Source organism: Kingella negevensis (assembly GCF_030177895.1).
Taxonomy (GTDB): domain Bacteria; phylum Pseudomonadota; class Gammaproteobacteria; order Burkholderiales; family Neisseriaceae; genus Kingella_C; species Kingella_C negevensis.
The window spans coordinates 1483613-1501960 of record NZ_CP123448.1 but is presented as its reverse complement, the minus strand read 5'-3'; the positions used below and the strand labels follow the sequence as shown (position 1 = coordinate 1501960).

Here is an 18348-nt window from a genome sequence, read left to right as displayed (position 1 = left end):
ATGTCCACACGACCTACTCGGCAAGCAATTTTTCTACATCTGCCGCAATTTGTGGGGCTTCCATGCCGTAGCGTTCCATATAAGCTGGCTTGCCTGTTTTGTCCAACAAGAACGTGCCTGATGAATGATCTACCACATAAACGGTGTCGGACTGAATCGCACTTTTCGCAGAAACCACTTCATAAAGCTGTTTAATCACAGCCAAATCGCGCCCTTTGGTGGTATCGGTTAAACCGATGAATGATGGGTGGAACTGTTGCACATATTTGCCAACCACTTCTGGCGTGTCGCGTTCTGGGTCTACGCTGACAAACACAACGGCAACATCTTTAGCTTTGTCGCCCAGTTGCGCCAAAACGTCTTTGTATGTGAGCAATTCGGTTGGGCAAACATCAGGGCAGTTGGTGTAGCCAAACGATAAAATCACAACTTTACCTTTCAGGCTGCTAAGCGTGAACGGTTTGCCATCGCTGCCTGTGAGCGTGAAATCGCCACCCAAGTTGTCTTTGCGAATATCTAGGCTAATAATCGCTGGAGCAGAAGCGGCAACGGGTGCGCTGGCGGTTGGGGCATTATCAGCAGACTCAGCTTTGATTTCTTGTTGTACTTGCGATGCGATTGAGCTGACTTCATTGTTGTTTTGCTGACCGCAAGCGGTGAGGGCTAGGGGCTATTGACAATTCAAAAAAAGAGGCAAAGGATATAAGATATTGTTTCCACACAACCATCCTAAACCTTTGCCATGTCCCGAAACACGCTTACAAATGAAACATGGTCAAGACTGTTACCTATTTTGAAACAGCTTGGCATTTATCGCAAGAAAAATTTACGCAAAACAGTAGAAGGTATCCTGTTTCGCTTACGTACAGGCTGCCAATGGGCTGATATACCTAGTTATTTTGGTAAAGCAAACAGCCTTTACCAAAGTTTCAATCGCTGGTCTAAACGCGGTATTTTTACCAAATTATTTAAACATTTGGCAGATACACCCGATATGGAATGGGTCTTTATGGACGGTAGTCATATCCGTGTTCATCAACACGGCATGGGTAAAAAATCCATTGTGCATCAAGCTGTCGGTAAGAGTATCGGAGGTCATACGTCTAAAATTCATTTAGCGGTTGATGCTTGTGGTAATCCAATTGAATTTATGATTACAGCTGGTAATGTAAATGAGATTGTTGTTGCGCCTGATTTATTGGCACAATTGGACTTAAGTGATAATGAAACCGTGTGTGCTGATAGGGGTTTTGACAGTGATACTTTTCGTCGGTTAATTCATTCTAAACAAAGTAAAGCCAATATTCCATATAAGAAAAGTAGAGAGCATCTTAATGTGGACACAGATTGGTATTTATATAAAATCAGGCACTTGGTAGAAAACGCTTTTGTACGATTAAAGCATTTTCGTGCGCTGGCAACACGGTACGATAAATTAAAACGTAATTATGAAAGTACCGTGTCATTAGCTTGTGCTTTGATTTGGTTGAAATTATAGCTAAAATGTCATTAGCCCCTAGGGCGGTTAGCACGCTGAGAAAAACTTTTTTCATTTTGGTTTCCTTGTTTTTCGGAGGTTGAGAAATGTTTTCAGGCTGCGTTTGTTGCATTTGTTGGCAGCCTGAAAACGCTGAAATTAAGAACCCGTATTCACAAACAACTATTTGATAAATTTTAATATTTGTGAAATATACCCTAGTTTAACAAAATTTTCAGCAGATAAATTCGTCTGCTCAAAATCTTTTGCTAAACGTCGAGACCAACCTAACCATGCAAACGTTCGTTCTACAATCCAACGTTTGGGCAGAATATGCCAAGAAATATCTTGAATTCTCTTTGAAATCTCAACAGTTAAACCCAATTGCTCTGATACTTCACGCTCAAATGTATTCCGATAACCTGCGTCCGCACAGAAACCTTTTAAACTCGGATAGGTCTCAAACGCTTTTTTTGCTACAAAAATACCTGCTTTTGTGTCATGAATATTGGCTGCATGAACCACAACAGACAATAGATTACCCAACGTATCAACAGCTATATGTCGCTTACGACCTTTGATTTTTTTACCTCCATCAAAACCTTTATCATGTGCGCTAGAAGCTGTTTTGACACTTTGTGAATCAAGAATGGCATAAGTTGGCATTGCTTGTTTTTGATGGATTAAACGTTTTTTTGAACCAATGCCAAAAGAATTCTATCCCATAAGCCTGATTGATTGGCTCTGCGATAGAAACTCCATACGGTTGAATAAGGTGGAAAATCATTGGGCAGCATACGCCATTGGCAACCTGTTTTGGTGATGTACAAAACGGCATTCACTAATTGACGTTTATCCCATTTGTAGTGGCGTAGCTGGTTAAAATGTGGCTCAATCGCTTGCCATTGGGCATCTGTTAAGTCTGTTGGGTAGGATTTTCTAGTCATAAAGATATTTTATCATTTTTGTGAATACAGGTTCTAAAAGGTTTCTGTGCGGACGCAGGTTATCGGAATACATTTGAGCGTGAAGTATCAGAGCAATTGGGTTTAACTGTTGAGATTTCAAAGAGAATTCAAGATATTTCTTGGCATATTCTGCCCAAACGTTGGATTGTAGAACGAACGTTTGCATGGTTAGGTTGGTCTCGACGTTTAGCAAAAGATTTTGAGCAGACGAATTTATCTGCTGAAAATTTTGTTAAACTAGGGTATATTTCACAAATATTAAAATTTATCAAATAGTTGTTTGTGAATACGGGTTCTTAAATCAGCTCTATTTTTTAAATCAGCTCAAAAAAACACTCAGGAAAATCACCAACAGCAAACAAAAAAGCAGCCTGAAAATATTTTCAGGCTGCTTAATTATCTTAACGTACTACCCGGAATTGATTACTTCCTGCGTCACTATTATTCAATTTAAGCGTATGCGTGTATAAACCTACTGGGTCTTGGCGACCAAATACCCAACAGTTTGATACCATACCTTTAGCATCAGTTGTGCGAGTATATGAAAGCATATGCTCAGTTGCTTGCTCATTAATTTCTCGAATAGCATCAAGCATTTCAAAATTGCCACCTACTGGCGAACTAAATCGCTCTTTTACTGCAATCTGAGTATTAGCAGGAAAATTAATTGCCTGCCAGCAGACTGGTTCACCTTTGTTTTGCGACACATCATTATCCGCAATAACTTGGTTAGATTGCTTATCCAATTTACCAAAATACACTTTCGGCGCATCAGCAGCCATTGCACCAGAGAAGCAACTAATCAACACAGAAGCCAACAATAATTTTTTCATAATTTCCCTATAAATGAAATGAATTGATTAAAACTTTGTTGAATATAAACAATCCCCTTTTCCTTGTCAAAGAAAAAGCAGCCTGAAAACATTTTCAGGCTGCTTTTTACTATTTATTTACTTTTATAACCAACCAATGCAAAGAAAGCGATATAAGCATAACAAACAGCAGGGATTAAGAACGAAATCACATAATTATCGCCAGTACGCGTAATCACATCGCCTTGCAACAACGGAATCAACGCACCACCCACAATCGCCGTACAAATTACACCCGAAGCGTCCGCAGTGAATTTACCTAGACCTTTTGTTGCCAACGAGAAAATCGTTGGGAACATAATTGAGTTAAACAAACCAATCATCAGCAAACCATATTTTGCGAAATATTCAGCGCTGCTGCCTGAAAGCGCAACTGCCAACAAAATTGCAGTTGCAGCCAACGAGTTAAACGCCAGCACTTTATTTGCAGCAAAACGGCTCAACACCGCACTGCCCAAAAAGCGACCAATCATCGCGCCCCCCCAGTACAAGCTCAACAACTTCGCACCATTTTGGTGATTGATTTGCACATTGCTAAACAAATAATCCCACGCAGAGCCACCCACTTGAGCTGCAGGCAAGTTTTGCGTCATGTGCTCCATCGTCAAAACGTATTGGCTACCAATCGCCACTTCCGCGCCCACATAACAGAAAATACCCAACGCACCCAAAACCATGTGTTTATATTGGAACACGCTTGTTTTACCGTCATGAGCTTCAGCCGTTTCCGTTTCCGCAATCGCTTCCGCAGCAGGCAATTTAATCATCGCCACCGCACAAGCCAGCATAATCAAGAAACCCGTCAAACCCAAATAAGGCACTTGCATGGTTTGTGCTCGTTGTGCTGCGCTCATTTGCTGACCAGCGTCTGCCAAAATAAACAGCGCACCCACATACGGAGCAATCGTCGTCGCCACAGAGTTAAACGCCTGAACCAAAGTCAGCGTAGCAGATTCTTTGCCTTTTGGTGCTAACAAAGTTACATACGGATTACCAGCCACTTGCAAGAAAGTAATCCCCGTCGCCATCACAAAGAAAATCGGCAAGAACATTGAGAAATACATTGATTTATCTGCCGCGCCCTCAGGAATCGCACCCGTTGCAGGATAGAATAAGAACGCCCCCAAAGCCGTAATCAAAAAGCCCGTAATCACCGTGCCTTTGTAACCAATCTTGTCGATGACCTTACCTGCGATAAACGACATAATCGCATAAGCCGAGAAAAACGCCGTTTGTGTCAGCATTGCTTCACGATTGCTCAAATGGAACACGTCTTTCAAATGAGGAATCAACACATCATTCAAACAAGTTACAAAACCCAGCATGAAAAACAGAGAAGCCAGCACGCTAAGCGCCACAGGATTACCACGACCTGAACTCTGTGAAGAGGTTTGAGTAGAAGAAACGTTCATTTTATTTCCTTGATTTTTGTTTGTGTAAAATCTCTGAATCAACCCATTTTTAGGATTGATGGGCAAAATCATACTAAAAAACAAGCATTAAAGATATTGATATTTGACTACTCAAACTACAAATTATTTCATGAAATTAAACTACATTTTCAGCGCAATTTAGTCTCACTTTCCCAATCGATAATTTCACTCGGCGACCGCCGTCCACCCACACGCCCACCAATAATCCACACGCGCTTGCCAAATTGTCGGCGCACTTCCCTTTCTGTACGACAAGGCTTGCTGCCTGAACGATTGCACGATGTGGAAACCAACGGCATTTTTGCCACTTCACACAATTCACGCGCCACCACATGGTCTGGCACACGCACTGCTAATTTTCGTCGCTTTTGTCCACGCAGTTGTGGAAGCACTTTTTGGCGCGCTGGCAAAACAAATGTTTTCGGTGCAGGCCATGTTTCATTTAGTTGTTGTTGCGCGTTTTCAGGCAGCCTGAAAAGCAAAGTTTGCAAGCGTGATAATTTATCGCCAATCACAATCAAGCCTTTATGTTGCGGACGTTTCTTCAAATGCAAAACTTGCTGCAAGGCGTGGCGATTGGTTGGTATTGCACCAATGCCGTAGCAAGATTCAGTTGGGTAAGCGATAAGTCCGCCGCGTTTTAAATGTGCGCGCAGTTTTTGAATGGATTGCTTGGATTGGATTCGGGTACGTTTTTTCATTTTTCAGGCTGCCTGAAAGTTATCTATTTTTCAGGCTGCAAATAAATTAAATGCAGCCTGAAAACTGATTTCACATCATTTTGGTGGGTAAAATCCACCCTACAAAATTTCGTAAAAATTGCAGCCTTGAAAAATATCAATCCATTTTCAGGCTGCGTTTTAAATATTCAATCATTATTTTACTCCTAACCCACCCAAAAATAAAAAAGCCTTTTGCAAATCAGCAAAAGGCTTTTATTTATTTCACACTAGTCTGTTAAACAATATCAACATAAAAGTATTTTTTCAAACGGTCATACACAGCATTTTCCACATTGATACAGCCATTCGTCATCACACGGTCTGCAACATTATCCGAAGCAATACGTTGCAAACGGCGTTCTGCTGGAATTTGTGTCCAAACGCGGTGCAGTGCAAACAAGAAACCGTTTTCCTCTTTGAAACCAATCACATCACCACCATACCCTTTTTTATCAGTGGTATGGAGTGTCATGCGATAAGTTCCCTTCGGAGTTGTTTTACCAATCAAAACTTTATGGCAGTCTTTGGTATCAGGAAAGCACAATTCAGCTTTGCTGGTATCCACCACCACGCGTCTGCTTTGCATGTATTGCACCACAGAAGCAGGCAATTGACTGTCATCTGCAAGTGCTTGACCACTCATCGTAGCCAAGCCCAAGCTCAACAATAAAGCATATTTCAATCGCTTCATATTATTGACGGATTCTCACAGGCGTTTTAACGATTTCACGAATAATCACTTGAGGTTGTGGAGGTGGAACTTCTTTTTCCAACTCAGGTGGACATTTCGCGCCAACTGGGTCTACTGGACGCCAGTGGAAGCTACGTGCAAATCGTTGATTGTCAAACAATACTTTGTATTGGCAAGTTGTTACGTTGTTTGTGCCTTGACCTGGTGTGTTGAAATGGAACAGGTAGTCCCATTCGCGAACACGGAAGCCCTCTGTAAATTGTGGGCGACCAATCAAGTAGTACAACTGGTCTTTAGACATACCTGAACGGATTTGTTTCAGGCTGCCCAAATCTGGGAACGTACCACGGTCTTTATTGAATGACGTGCTTTGTGGGTCAGGCCAATGCAGTTTGTCAGACGTGCCGTCCGAGCTCACTACCGTGCCTGATGTACCACATGCGCTCAACACAGTTGCTGTAGCCAACATCAATGCTAATTTTTTCAACATTGTTTTTATTTCCTTAAATAATCTTTTCAGGCTGCCTACTCAAAGAGAGCAGCCTGAAAAGGGTTAGTTAATTACCACTGATAACCAGCACCAACGGTAGCACCGAAGTAGCCTTTGCTATTGCCAGAAGCAGTACCTTTAACAATCCAGTTACCGCCGTCGCTAATCGCTGAGAAGCCGACTGCGTAACCTTGTTTGCCGCGGTATGTGCTGCCTGCAACAGCCGCCATGCTCTTACCAGGTAAGAACGCTTGTGGGAGACCTGCAGTAGCCATTGCGCTTGCTACACCTGCATCAGAATCATCTGCAACTTGGTTAATGCGGTTATTCAAGTTGTTTGCAACTTGTTTCAACTGACCAACGTTCACTGCGTCATTGTCCTGAATACCTGGGGCAACTTTTTGCAATCTTACGTCGTTGTAAATAACGTTACCGTTTTGGTCTTTAACAACATTGCCGTTCTTATCAATCACTGGCGCACCGATGAAGTTGACTTGGTTAGTCGCGTTTTGTGACTTAGTACCGTCTTTGTTCACGTAAGTGGTTGGTGTATTAATGGTGATGTTGCTACCGTTTTTCTCAACGACTGTACCATTACCGTTGTTGAAGTTGATAACGCCGTTAATTGCAGGTGAAGGATTATTGCCATTAGTAGAAATCTTCACCGTGCTATTAACTACAGCAGCATTAAACTCTTTCAACGAGTTGTACAACTGACTACCATTAATCGCGTCTGTAGAGTTTTCAGAAACGACACCTGCTGCCACGCCTTGAATTTGGCGAGTTGCATTATCGCTACCTACGCTCACAACACCTACTACATTATCAACACCCTTAACTTGAGTGCTATTCAAATTGTTGTAAGTGTACGCGCTAGCGTTTGTATTCAAGGCAACGTGTGCACCTGTAGAGGTGTTCAAGTTTGAGTTTGCTTGCGCAAAGCTGCGTGAATTATCACCCAAGAATACAGAGTTAGTTGTTGTATTGGTAATGTTGCTACCCAACGCATAAGTACTATCTGTTGCCAGTTTGTTGTGGTTACCAATGCTGTAAGAACTATTGCCTGTTACAACAGTTGGGTCACCAAACGCACCAGAATGACTACCTGTTACACGGTTACCATAACCAATAGCAATCGATTGAGTACCCGTAACAGTTGCATTTTGACCTACTGCGATTGATTGTGCGCCCGATACGTTGTTCGCATAACCAATACCGATGGCTTGTGTTGCTGCTGCTGTTACGTTGATACCTGTACCCATTGCAATACTGCTTTCGCCGCTTGCAACAGTGTCTTGTACAGATGAGTACACTTTCGTGCCATTAGCCAACGTTGTTACGTTGATGCCCAATGCAGAACCCATTGCCAAGCTTTGGTTGCCGTTGGCTTTAGCTCGTGCACCTAATGCAGTTGAGTATGCACCTGCTGCACTTGAGTCCACTGAGTTATTTGCTTGAATGATTGATTTGTTCACATTTTCGTCGTTGGTGTGGAAGAATTTAATACCTTCTTCATTCATACGACCAATTGCTTGAATCACGTCATTCGTTACGAACTCTGTCTGGTCTTTCACGTTGTATGTTTTCATCGTGTAGTTCGCGGACGTTGCAATGGTTACATTCGACGTTGTGCCATTCGGATTAACGATGGTTGTATTCGTAGTCGATACGTTTTGGTTGTTACCACCCACTACTTTGTAGATTTGGTACAACTGACTACCATTCACTGCGTCAGTACTGTTCTCTGATACATCACCATTTTTCACGTTAGAAATACCTACTGGACCACCAGTGTTATTGCCTAAGTGCAACGAAGTCGTGCCGTTGCTGTTAGTCTTCGTAGTCAAGGTTACGTTACCAGTTGTTGAGTTACCAATGCTAATGCTGTTGTTGGCATGAACGTTATTGAATGAAACGTTTTGGGCTGTCGCAATAGTAATATTACTACCGTTTTGCTTTACTTCAATATTGCTACCTTGGTTAATGCTTACTGTTTTACCTGGGTTAATCAACTCAGATGTCTGTGCATTATTGTTGGTAGTGATATTCCAGCCTGATTTGTTAATCGCTTCCGTTACATTCGTAATCGTTGCAATACCAGGTTTTGTAGCGCTTGTTGTACCGTTCGGATTAACTGTTACGTTACCTGACAATACGTCAAAGCTTACATTCACACCACCTTGTGCATTAGGTATCACATTCGCAGCCAATGTTGAGCTGTTCACAAAGTTCACTTGCTCTGTTGGGGTAATGGTTCCGACCACGCCTGTCGTATTACCTACTTTCCAACCTTCATTTACATATTTATTCAGGTTAGTAATCGCACCACCAATGTTAGTTGCTGGTGCGCCATAAGTATTACCGTTAGCGTAAGTTGTATTCAACCTGAAGCCTTCAACACGACCTAAAGTTGCGTTGTACCTTGTATTACCGCCAAAGATAGTCGCTGTGCTGTTACCCAAGCTATACAACTGGCTACCATTGATTGCGTCAGTACTATTTTCAGAAATATTACCTTTCGCAACGTTAGTAATGGTGTTGTTACCGTTATTCAAGCCTCTTTGGTTCAATGTTACGTTGCTGCCGTCAGCAGTACTATTTGCAATAGTGATGTTGCCATCTTTCACTGTAGTGTTACCCACTGTGAAGCTGCCTGTATTACTCAACGATATGTTGTTGTTCAATGAGTATGTGAAGTTTTGACCTGATTGCTTAATCACCAAGTTGTTACCTGCCAAGAATTTCACTTCTTCGCCTGGTTTCACTTGCTCACTGCTGCTCGAACCATCTTGGCTACCTGTACCTGTTACACCTGAGGTCACATTCCAGCTTGCGTTGTTAATTGCATTTGCAACTGTGCTTGCGTTCACCAAGTTAGTGCCGTTGTTAGATGGAACTGCCACTGTACCGTTGGTATTGTGTGTCAACGATGTGGTGTTCGCACCTACTGTGTAAACAGTTGCACCATTTGCATTAGTTGAGCTGTTTACTCTTATGCCATCTGTTTGGTTTACAAATGTCTTCGTAGCATTCAATTGGCTTACGTTCACTGCATCTGTGCCATTTGTACCGTTCGCTACGTTGGTAATGGTGTTGCCACCGTTATTCAAACCGTGTTTGTTCAATACAACTGACTTACCTGCGTTGCCATTGCTAATCGTGAAGCTGCCTGTATCACTCAACGATATGTTGTTGTTCAATGAGTATGTGAAGTTTTGACCTGATTGTTTAATCACCAAGTTGTTACCTGCCAAGAATTTCACTTCTTCGCCTGGTTTCACTTGCTCACTGCTGCTCGCACCGTCTTGGCTACCTGTACCTGTTACACCTGAGGTTACATTCCAGCTTGCGTTGTTAATTGCATTTGCAACTGTGCTGGCGTTCACCAAGTTATTGCCGTTGTTAGATGGAACATTTACTGTACCGTTGGTATTGTGTGTCAACGATGTGGTGTTCGCACCTACTGTGTAAACAGTTGAACCATTTGCATTAGTTGAGCTAACAACTTTTACGCCATCACCACCTTTAACAAATGTCTTCGTAGCATTCAATTGGTTTACGTTCACTGCATCTGTGCCATTTGTACCGTTCGCTACGTTGGTAATGGTGTTATTACCATTATTCAAACCGTGTTTGTTCAATACAACTGGGCTACCTGCTGTGCCGTTGCTAATCGTGATGTTGCCATCTTTCACTGTAGTGTTACCCACTGTGAAGCTGCCTGTATTACTCAACGATATGTTGTTGTTCAATGAGTATGTGAAGTTTTGACCTGATTGTTTAATCACCAAGTTGTCGCCTGCCAAGAATTTCACTTCTTCGCCTGGTTTCACTTGCTCACTTTTGCTCGAACCGACTTGGCTACCTTTACCTTCTACACCTGAGGTTACATTCCAGCTTGCGTTGTTAATTGCATTTGCAACTGTGCTTGCGTTCACCAAGTTAGTGCCGTTTTTAGATGGAACTGCCACTGTACCGTTGGCATTGTGTGTCAACGATGTGGTGTTCGCACCTACTGTGTAAACAGTTGAACCATTTGTATTAGTTGAGCTGCTTACTGTTATGCCATCTGTTTGGTTTACAAATGTCTTCGTAGCATTCAATTGGTTTACGTTCACTGCATCTGTGCCATTTGTACCGTTCGCTACGTTGGTAATGGTGTTATTACCATTATTCAAACCGTGTTTGTTCAATACAACTGGGCTACCTGCTGTGCCGTTGCTAATCGTGATGCTGCCATCTTTCACTGTAGTGTTACCCACTGTGAAGCTGCCTGAATTAGTCAATGAAACATTGTTGCTCAATGAGTATGTGAAGTTTTGACTCGATTGTTTAATCACCAAGTTGTTACCTGCCAAGAATTTCACTTCTTCGCCTGGTTTCACTTGCTCACTGCTGCTCGCACCGTCTTGGCTACCTTTATCTGCTACACCTGAGGTCACATTCCAGCTTGCGTTGTTAATTGCATTTGCAACTGTGCTGGCATTAACTAAATTACCACCCTTACCGACTGCATAGGTGGTTGTACCATTTGCTTCGGTATTCAATGTGGTGTTAGTAACCGTTACTGGATCTACTGTTGCATTTACAGTGTAAACAGTTGCGCCATCTGAGTTAGTTGAGCTGGTTACCTCTGTATTTTTACCACTTTTTACAACAGTTTTCGTAGCTTTCAATTGTCTTACGTTCACTGCATCTGTGCCATTTGTACCGTTCGCTACGTTGGTAATGGTGTTATTACCATTATTCAAACCGTCTTTGTTCAATACAACTGAGCTACCACCTGCTTTGTCATTGCTAATCGTGAAGCTGCCTGAATTAGTCAATGAAACATTGTTGTTCAATGAGTATGTGAAGTTTTTACCTGATTGCTTAATCACCAAGTTGTCACCTGCCAAGAATTTCACTTCTTCGCCTGGTTTCACTTGCTCACTTTTGCTCGAACCGACTTGGCTACCTTTATCTTCTTTACCTGAGGTCACATTCCAGCTTGCGTTGTTAATTGCATTTGCAACTGTGCTCGCGTTCACCAAGTTATTTGGTGCTGTAGAACCATTAATTGTGCCGTTTGCATTTGTTGATAATGTTGTTGTGTTTACAGACAAATCAATTGTTTTTTTACCATCTTTATCTTTACCTGTTACTTTTACAGTGCCATCACTAGAAGCGAAATTAACCACATCGCCAGCATTGATGTTATCAACTCGGCTGCCATTGGCTTGCAATTGCCAGCCTGCAGTTGCAATAGCTGTTTCAACATTGCTGATACCTGAAACAGGACCACTGCCATTATTTACTGTGATGTTTGGCTTGATACTACCATTTGCATCATAAGTGCTATTAGGGCTCAATGCTTTAGCTGTGCTATTTGCCACATTAGCAATAACCGCTTGAGTTAAATACAACTGAGAGCCGTTAATTGCTTCAGTTGAATCCGAAGCGATATTACCAGCAGCAACATTCACAATCTTACGAGCATCAGTAGCATTTGCGCCAACGCTTACATATTTACCTTTATCTGTTACTTTACCAGCAAAGCCGCTGTAAGTAATACGGTTTACAGTAGCAGAAGAGCATGTTTCCACAGACATAGAGCCTGAGCTGCTATTACCCAAAACAACAGAACCACTGGTTGCCGTAGTGATGTTGTTACCCAACACCATTGTATTGCAGCCTGAAACAGTAACATTGTTACCAACTGCATAAGCACCAGAGCCAGTAATTGTGCTAAGGTCACCGAATGCACCAGAGTTGTTACCACTTACTTTATTGGCATAACCAACAGAAATAGATTGATTACCAGATGTTATTGCATTTGTACCAATTGCAATAGAGTGATTATTGCTTGATGAGGCGTTCGCACCCATACCGATAGACTGTTCACCAGTCGCATCAGTACCTGGGCCTATCGCAATCGAACCATTACCACTTGCATTAGACGCTACACCCAAAGCAGTAGAAGCCAAACCAGTTGCGAATGATTGCGTACCAAATGCAGTAGCCAAGTCACCTGAGCGTGCTTGAATACCTATCGCAATAGAAGCCGCACCATAAGCATTGGTTGGCATATATTGCGCTTCAGTATTATTAGTAGAAGTTAGGTTATCGACTTTCTTAACCAAATTTTGACCAGAAATTTTCTTAAATTCTTTATTTACGTCGCCTTCATTTATAACTTCACCCGTTGTGTTCGGTTTGCCATCGGTTGAACGGCCTACTTTAGAAGCTTTATCCAAGTCATCGCCACCAAATGCCAACGCAGCCGCACCAGAAGAAATAGCATTACCACCAAGCGCTACAGATTGTTCACCCGTTGCTTGAGTTTTTGCACCTAAGGCAACCGCTTGAGAAGCAGTTGCGCAAGCCCACTGACCGATAGCAATTGTTTCCGATGCAGAACCGTTGCTTTGGTTACCAATCGCAATAATGCCGTAACCCTCTCTTGTAGCAGAAGCTTTACTATGGTTACCAATAGCGATGTTATCTGTACCCGTTGCAGTAGCATAAGGGCCAACTGCAACGTCTGTTCCTATTGCTGAAGCCTCATGACCCACAGCAACAGCATTACCATTATCTGTTACTTTTGCGGGCGTAATACTGTTTCCAGATGTTGAGCCAATGGAGACAGCTGCCTGCGCCGTTAAAGGCACAAGCTGAGCCGCTGCCAAAGCAACTGCCGCAGCAATAGCCTTCTTCAAAGATTTAGACTTACCTTTGCTCGGCTCAAACTCCGCCACTGCAACGTAAGTATTGGTCGATTCGTTATACACGACCTTATAAGTATGATTCATAAAATATTTCCTCGGTTTTTATGAATGTTCAAATCGTTTGAAAATAAATTTCAAACCCCGTTTTCCTCTGCTTTATAAATTTGTCTCATCAGAATATTTAATGTAATAGAATTTCTTGATAAGACATTTTTCAGAACTTTGGATTTTAATCAAAAATATTTGTTTTATAACTAACTTTTTTGAAATTTTATTAAAATTTTGATGTATATCAAATTTTATATCACTGATTTTTAATTTTTTGCTCTATTGGCAGAGTATTGCCAAATATAGCAATTTACGTGCTAGTTTCTAAAATCTGGTTTATTTACCTGTATCTTTTAAATTTTATTACACACTGAGTAACGTAGGATAAACTTCAGCCCATAGGTATCTACACAAATTGGGAACGTCGGCGGCTCACCGACATGCACAGTCAAATTTTGAGAAATTAGTATGGTTTTTTTGTTTATTTTTCTTAAAAACAGACAATTTCTTTACGTATGTCAGCGAGCCGCCAACGCTTCACCGTAAGATTTGTGTCAATATCTATGGCTACAATCCATTAATTCGATGTGATTATTCACTCAAATAAAGATTTCAGGCTGCATTTTAAATACCAACACATGCAGCCTGAAAACGGATTCTACTGTTTGCAAAAATACGGAAATCTCGTATAATCGCGCTTTCTTATGCGGATGTGGCGAAATTGGTAGACGCACTGGATTTAGGTTCCAGCGCCGCGAGGCGTGAGAGTTCGAGTCTCTCTATCCGCACCAAAACACAAAAAACGGTTCATTTTTGAACCGTTTTTTTATTTTGTCTGTTGGCAGCCTGAAAACAAAAACCGCTTCATGCCTTCAAGCATAAAGCAGTTTTTAATATTCTGGCAGAGAGGAAGGGATTCGAACCCTCGATACGCTATTCACGTATACACGCTTTCCAGGCGTGCGACTTAAACCACTCATCCACCTCTCTATGGAAAGGCGCGTATTGTATGAAATTTTTAAAATTTGAACAAGTTTTTGCAGCCTGAAAAAAACAAAAAACCTGTTTGCCCAAAACAAGCAAACAGGTTTTCAAAATGGCCTCGCCAACAGGAATCGAACCTGTATTTCACGCTTAGGAGGCATGCGTTCTATCCGTTGAACTATGGCGAGAAAACTTAAACTTTATCCACAAAAAACGACAAAATCCCTGCTGCAATCAACGGACCAACAGGAATCCCACCCAAAAAAGCCACACCCAAAATCGTACCAATCATCAATCCCGTTACCAAAGTCGGCTGTGTGCTCATCAGCGACACGCCGCGCCCAGCCAACCATGCCACCAAAACACCAATCGCAATCGCCACCATCATTTTCACGCTGAAAAATGTGGATAACTTCGCCATTTGCGTTTTACCCGACACAATCGGACTCAACACACCAATCGTCAAAATGATAATGCCCCAGTTCAGCGCATGTTTTTCCAGCAACGGCAGATAACGCGACAACGCCGTTTGCTGCATCAGCAACAACACCGCCGCAGAAATCGTAATCGTGCCATTATTGCTCAACACGCCCAGCGCAATCAAAATCACAAGAAACAGGGCAACAGGATTTATTTGTAAAAACATCAAGATACTCGTTTAACTGACAGTTTCGCCATTTCGCGCATGGCGTGAGTAACCTCGTTTTCAGGCAGCATTTTCAAGCATTCAATTGCTTTATCCACAGCCTGCTGCGCTTGTTCCATGCAGTAATTTAACGCATTGGATTCGGTAACATGTCTGTGGATAACTTCAAAATATTCGCGGTCTGCGTTTTGTAAAGCAACGCGAACATCTTGCGCTGCCTGCTCGCTGCCCTGCTGCATTAAATAAATCAACGGCAAAGTGGGCTTGCCTTCCGCCAAATCATCGCCTACATTTTTGCCGATTTGTTCCACGCTGCCTGAATAATCCAGCACATCATCAATGATTTGGAACGCTGTTCCCATATACATGCCAAAATTTTTCAGGGCTTGTTCTTGTTCTGCCGTTGCGCCAGCCAAAATTGCGCCCACTTGTGCGGCAGCTTCAAATAATTTAGCGGTTTTGTATTGAATCACTTGCAAATATTGCGCTTCGGAAATATCCACATTGCCGATATTCATCAGCTGCATGACTTCACCTTCGGCAATGATGTTGGTTGCTTCTGCCATCACTTCCAAAATTTTCAGGCTGCCCGAACCCACCATTAGCTGAAACGCGCGTGTGTATAAAAAATCACCCACCAACACCGCCGCAGCGTTGCCAAACAAATTGTTGGCGGTTTTTCTGCCGCGGCGCAATTCGCTTTCGTCCACCACATCATCGTGCAACAAGGTGGACGTGTGGATAAATTCCACCATCGCAGCGAGTGAATAGAGTTTTTCATCATCGTAACCAATGCTTTTGCCTGCCAAAATGGTGAGGATTGGGCGCAAACGCTTGCCGCCTGCGCTGATGATGTATGTGCCAATTTGCGAAATCAGCGCAACATCGGACTGCACCGCACGACTAATCACGGCATTAACGCGGTCTAAATCGTGTTCCAAGTTTTGCTGGAAATAGGGAATGGTGTGCAACATGATGTCTCTCGGTGTGTGAAATTCGCAAAAGGTTTGGATTATAGCAAGTTTTATTATTTTCAGGCAGCCTGAAAAATAATTTTCAGGCTGCGATAATGGGCGTGTAAATACTTCATTCGCGGTTTCTTTTTTGCCCAAATAAGCGAATACTGCGTTGAAAATACGCGCAAGGTGTGCACCTTGCTTGCATTTTCGCCTTGTATTTGCTTATTTGTGCTAAAAAATCCAACCTGCGAATAAAGCATTTACACGCCCTAATAAAAAAACCTGTTGAAACTCAACAGGTTTAAACTAAATTAGTTTTCTGCGCCTTCGTAAGGACGAACGCTAACAGTTTTGCGGTTCAATGCGCCTTTAGTAGAGAATTCTACATAGCCATCAACTTTTGCGAACAAAGTGTGGTCTTTGCCCATGCCCACGTTGTTACCAGCGTGGAATTTAGTGCCGCGTTGGCGAACGATGATTGAACCTGCTGGAATCAATTCGTTACCGAAAGCTTTCACGCCCAAGCGTTTTGCTTCTGAATCGCGACCGTTGCGAGTGCTACCGCCAGCTTTTTTACTTGCCATGATTTATACTCCTGATTAGATTGGATTAGGCGATTGACAAAATTTCAATGCGTGTGAAATTTTGGCGATGACCTTGACGTTTTTGGTAGTGTTTACGGCGGCGCATTTTGAAAATGCGTACTTTTTCGCCACGACCATGAGCGACAACTTTCGCTACTACTTTTGCACCTGCAACAGTTGGCGCGCCTACTGTTACTTTTTCGCCGTCAGCAATCATCAGAACTTCAAGTTCGATTTGGCTGTCGAGTTCGGCAGGTATCTGTTCTACGTTTAATTTTTCGCCAACGGTAACTTTGTATTGTTTACCGCCAGTTTTTACGACCGCGTACATACTCAACTCCATGAGAATTTATGTTGTATAAAAATGTTCCGCAATCTGCGGAACGAGAAACGTTGCATTATTGCAATATTGTTTTGTTTTGTCAAAATAATATTGATTTTTTGTTTTCAGGCTGCCTGAAAATGCGTACTATATTAGGGCGCGTTGATATTCCATTATCACGATGTCTTTTCCGCCTAAATGCGCGACTACTACGTTGAAAATACGCGCAAGGTGTGCAACCTTGCTTGCATTTTCGCCTTGTATTCGCGCATTTGGACGAAAAATCCAACTCGCGAAATGAAACATCAACACACCCTTATTATTAGTGAGAATTTTCTATGGCACGCAAATCCCCAAAAAATTTAGAAGACGCGATGGCGCGTTTGGAAGTGATTACGCAAACCATGCAAAACACCGTTTTGCCATTGGAAGAGGCGTTGGCAACTTACGAAGAGGGCGTGGAATTGGTGCGCTATTGTCAACAAAAATTAGCAGCGGTAGAACACGCAATTCAGGTGTTGGACAACAATGATTTGAAAGAATTGGAACTTGAAAGTGAATGATTTAGCTCAATGGCAAACACGCGCGGCGGCGCAAACGGAATTGATTTTGCAACGAATACTGCCTGAAAACAGTGTTGTGCCACAGGAATTGCACGAGGCGATGCGTTATTCTGCTTTGGACGGCGGCAAGCGTTTGCGTCCGTTGTTGGTGTTGGCGGCGGCGGAATTGGGCGCGAGCGTTCAGGCTGCGTGTGAAGCAGCAATGGCGGCGATTGAGTGCGTTCATGTGTATTCATTAGTTCACGATGATATGCCTGAAATGGACAACGATAGTTTGCGCCGTGGCAAACCGACTTGTCATGTGAAATATAGCCCTGCGACTGCGCTGTTAGTCGGCGATGCGTTGCAGACGTTGGCGTTTGATGTTTTGTCGCGTGAAACAGAGTTATCCACAGCACGTCAGTTGCGTATGGTGCAAGTGTTGGCGAAAGCCTCAGGCAATTTGGGTATGGCAGGCGGGCAGGCGATTGATTTGGCGAACGTGGGGTGCGATATGTCGCAAGCGGCGTTGGAACAAATGCACAGCCTGAAAACAGGTGCGCTGATTCGTGCAGCGTGTGCGTTGGGCGCGTTATCTTGCCCTGATTTGGACGACAAGGCTTTGGCGGCATTGGATATTTATGCAGCAAAACTGGGCTTGGCGTTTCAAGTGATTGATGATGTGTTGGACTGCGAGGCGGACACGGCAACGCTGGGCAAAACGGCTGGCAAGGACGCGGACGCGAATAAGCCAACTTATGTGAAATTGCTGGGGTTGCACGAGGCGCGTGAATATGCAGAACGCTTGGTGCAAGAGGCGGTGGATGCTTTGGCGATGTTTGGGGATAAGGCGGTGCGATTGCGTCAGTTGGCGGAATTTGTGGTTATCCGTAAAAATTGATT

Annotated in this window: 19 protein-coding genes and 3 tRNA genes; 5 read left to right on the top strand and 17 right to left on the bottom strand. The window is 42.9% G+C overall.

Annotated elements, in window-relative coordinates; all coding sequences use genetic code 11:
• Positions 1-13: 13 nt before the first annotated feature.
• Complete coding sequence (locus QEO93_RS08265) at positions 14-619, bottom strand: SCO family protein (protein ID WP_044250154.1); 606 nt, start codon at positions 617-619, stop codon at positions 14-16.
• 123 nt (positions 620-742) lie between these two features.
• On the opposite strand from QEO93_RS08265, the gene QEO93_RS08260 reads away from it, so the two are divergent.
• Positions 743-1498, top strand: a complete 756-nt coding sequence (locus QEO93_RS08260; RefSeq protein WP_085815407.1) for an IS5 family transposase — start codon at positions 743-745, stop codon at positions 1496-1498.
• A 162-nt stretch (positions 1499-1660) separates the two neighbouring features.
• Here QEO93_RS08260 and QEO93_RS08255 read toward each other — a convergent pair whose 3' ends face one another.
• The gene (locus QEO93_RS08255; RefSeq protein WP_085815393.1) at positions 1661-2143 is read right to left on the bottom strand and encodes an IS5 family transposase; all 483 of its coding nucleotides are present in this window, start codon (positions 2141-2143) and stop codon (positions 1661-1663) included.
• 17 nt (positions 2144-2160) lie between these two features.
• Positions 2161-2424 carry a transposase gene (locus QEO93_RS08250; RefSeq protein ID WP_003789867.1) on the bottom strand — a complete coding sequence of 88 codons (264 nt, stop codon included), beginning with the start codon at positions 2422-2424 and terminating at the stop codon, positions 2161-2163.
• Positions 2425-2520: 96 nt separating this feature from the next.
• Between QEO93_RS08250 and QEO93_RS08245 the strand changes: the two genes are divergently transcribed.
• Complete coding sequence (locus QEO93_RS08245) at positions 2521-2721, top strand: transposase (RefSeq protein ID WP_032136430.1); 201 nt, start codon at positions 2521-2523, stop codon at positions 2719-2721.
• Between the two features lie 125 nt (positions 2722-2846).
• Here QEO93_RS08245 and QEO93_RS08240 read toward each other — a convergent pair whose 3' ends face one another.
• From QEO93_RS08240 to QEO93_RS08210, 7 genes are all read right to left on the bottom strand, one after another.
• On the bottom strand, positions 2847-3278 hold the full coding sequence (locus tag QEO93_RS08240; protein ID WP_032136474.1) for a hypothetical protein: 432 nt from the start codon (positions 3276-3278) through the stop codon (positions 2847-2849).
• Positions 3279-3391: 113 nt separating this feature from the next.
• Positions 3392-4729, bottom strand: a complete 1338-nt coding sequence (locus QEO93_RS08235; RefSeq protein ID WP_044250002.1) for a sugar MFS transporter — start codon at positions 4727-4729, stop codon at positions 3392-3394.
• Positions 4730-4878: 149 nt separating this feature from the next.
• Complete coding sequence (locus QEO93_RS08230) at positions 4879-5451, bottom strand: L-threonylcarbamoyladenylate synthase (protein WP_032136475.1); 573 nt, start codon at positions 5449-5451, stop codon at positions 4879-4881.
• A gap of 256 nt (positions 5452-5707) precedes the next feature.
• Positions 5708-6115: a hypothetical protein gene (locus tag QEO93_RS08225; protein ID WP_044250004.1), complete on the bottom strand. Its 408-nt coding sequence runs from the start codon at positions 6113-6115 to the stop codon at positions 5708-5710.
• 49 nt (positions 6116-6164) lie between these two features.
• Positions 6165-6653: an outer membrane protein assembly factor BamE gene (locus QEO93_RS08220; protein WP_032136477.1), complete on the bottom strand. Its 489-nt coding sequence runs from the start codon at positions 6651-6653 to the stop codon at positions 6165-6167.
• 71 nt (positions 6654-6724) lie between these two features.
• Positions 6725-13444, bottom strand: coding sequence for a Knh-like trimeric autotransporter adhesin (locus QEO93_RS08215; RefSeq protein WP_284627571.1), 6720 nt, complete (start codon positions 13442-13444; stop codon positions 6725-6727).
• A 563-nt stretch (positions 13445-14007) separates the two neighbouring features.
• The gene (locus QEO93_RS08210; protein WP_280642238.1) at positions 14008-14142 is read right to left on the bottom strand and encodes a hypothetical protein; all 135 of its coding nucleotides are present in this window, start codon (positions 14140-14142) and stop codon (positions 14008-14010) included.
• On the opposite strand from QEO93_RS08210, the gene QEO93_RS08205 reads away from it, so the two are divergent.
• Positions 14115-14199: transfer RNA gene (locus QEO93_RS08205), tRNA-Leu, on the top strand. The genes QEO93_RS08210 and QEO93_RS08205 overlap by 28 nt on opposite strands.
• A gap of 108 nt (positions 14200-14307) precedes the next feature.
• Here the strand turns inward: QEO93_RS08205 and QEO93_RS08200 are convergent.
• The 7 genes from QEO93_RS08200 to QEO93_RS08170 all read right to left on the bottom strand — a co-directional run bounded on the left by QEO93_RS08200 (position 14308) and on the right by QEO93_RS08170 (position 17209).
• A tRNA-Ser gene (locus QEO93_RS08200) sits at positions 14308-14398 on the bottom strand.
• A 107-nt stretch (positions 14399-14505) separates the two neighbouring features.
• Positions 14506-14580 (bottom strand) — tRNA-Arg (locus QEO93_RS08195).
• 5 nt (positions 14581-14585) lie between these two features.
• A complete protein-coding gene (locus QEO93_RS08190; protein ID WP_032136479.1) occupies positions 14586-15038 on the bottom strand; it encodes a DUF441 domain-containing protein in 453 nt (150 codons plus the stop codon).
• Entirely contained in the window at positions 15038-16012 is a 975-nt protein-coding gene (locus QEO93_RS08185; protein ID WP_032136494.1) for a polyprenyl synthetase family protein, read from the bottom strand. The genes QEO93_RS08190 and QEO93_RS08185 overlap by 1 nt, the downstream gene beginning before the upstream one ends.
• 296 nt (positions 16013-16308) lie before the next feature.
• A complete protein-coding gene (rpmA, locus tag QEO93_RS08180; RefSeq protein WP_003788168.1) occupies positions 16309-16581 on the bottom strand; it encodes a 50S ribosomal protein L27 in 273 nt (90 codons plus the stop codon).
• 25 nt (positions 16582-16606) lie between these two features.
• A complete protein-coding gene (gene rplU, locus QEO93_RS08175; protein ID WP_003792048.1) occupies positions 16607-16912 on the bottom strand; it encodes a 50S ribosomal protein L21 in 306 nt (101 codons plus the stop codon).
• 138 nt (positions 16913-17050) lie between these two features.
• Entirely contained in the window at positions 17051-17209 is a 159-nt protein-coding gene (locus QEO93_RS08170; RefSeq protein ID WP_157686234.1) for a hypothetical protein, read from the bottom strand.
• Between the two features lie 32 nt (positions 17210-17241).
• Between QEO93_RS08170 and xseB the strand changes: the two genes are divergently transcribed.
• Positions 17242-17466 (top strand): exodeoxyribonuclease VII small subunit, encoded by a 225-nt coding sequence (gene xseB / locus QEO93_RS08165; RefSeq protein WP_032136480.1) that lies wholly within the window; start codon positions 17242-17244, stop codon positions 17464-17466.
• Entirely contained in the window at positions 17459-18346 is an 888-nt protein-coding gene (locus QEO93_RS08160; RefSeq protein WP_032136495.1) for a polyprenyl synthetase family protein, read from the top strand. The genes xseB and QEO93_RS08160 overlap by 8 nt, the downstream gene beginning before the upstream one ends.
• The last annotated feature ends 2 nt before the right edge of the window (positions 18347-18348 follow it).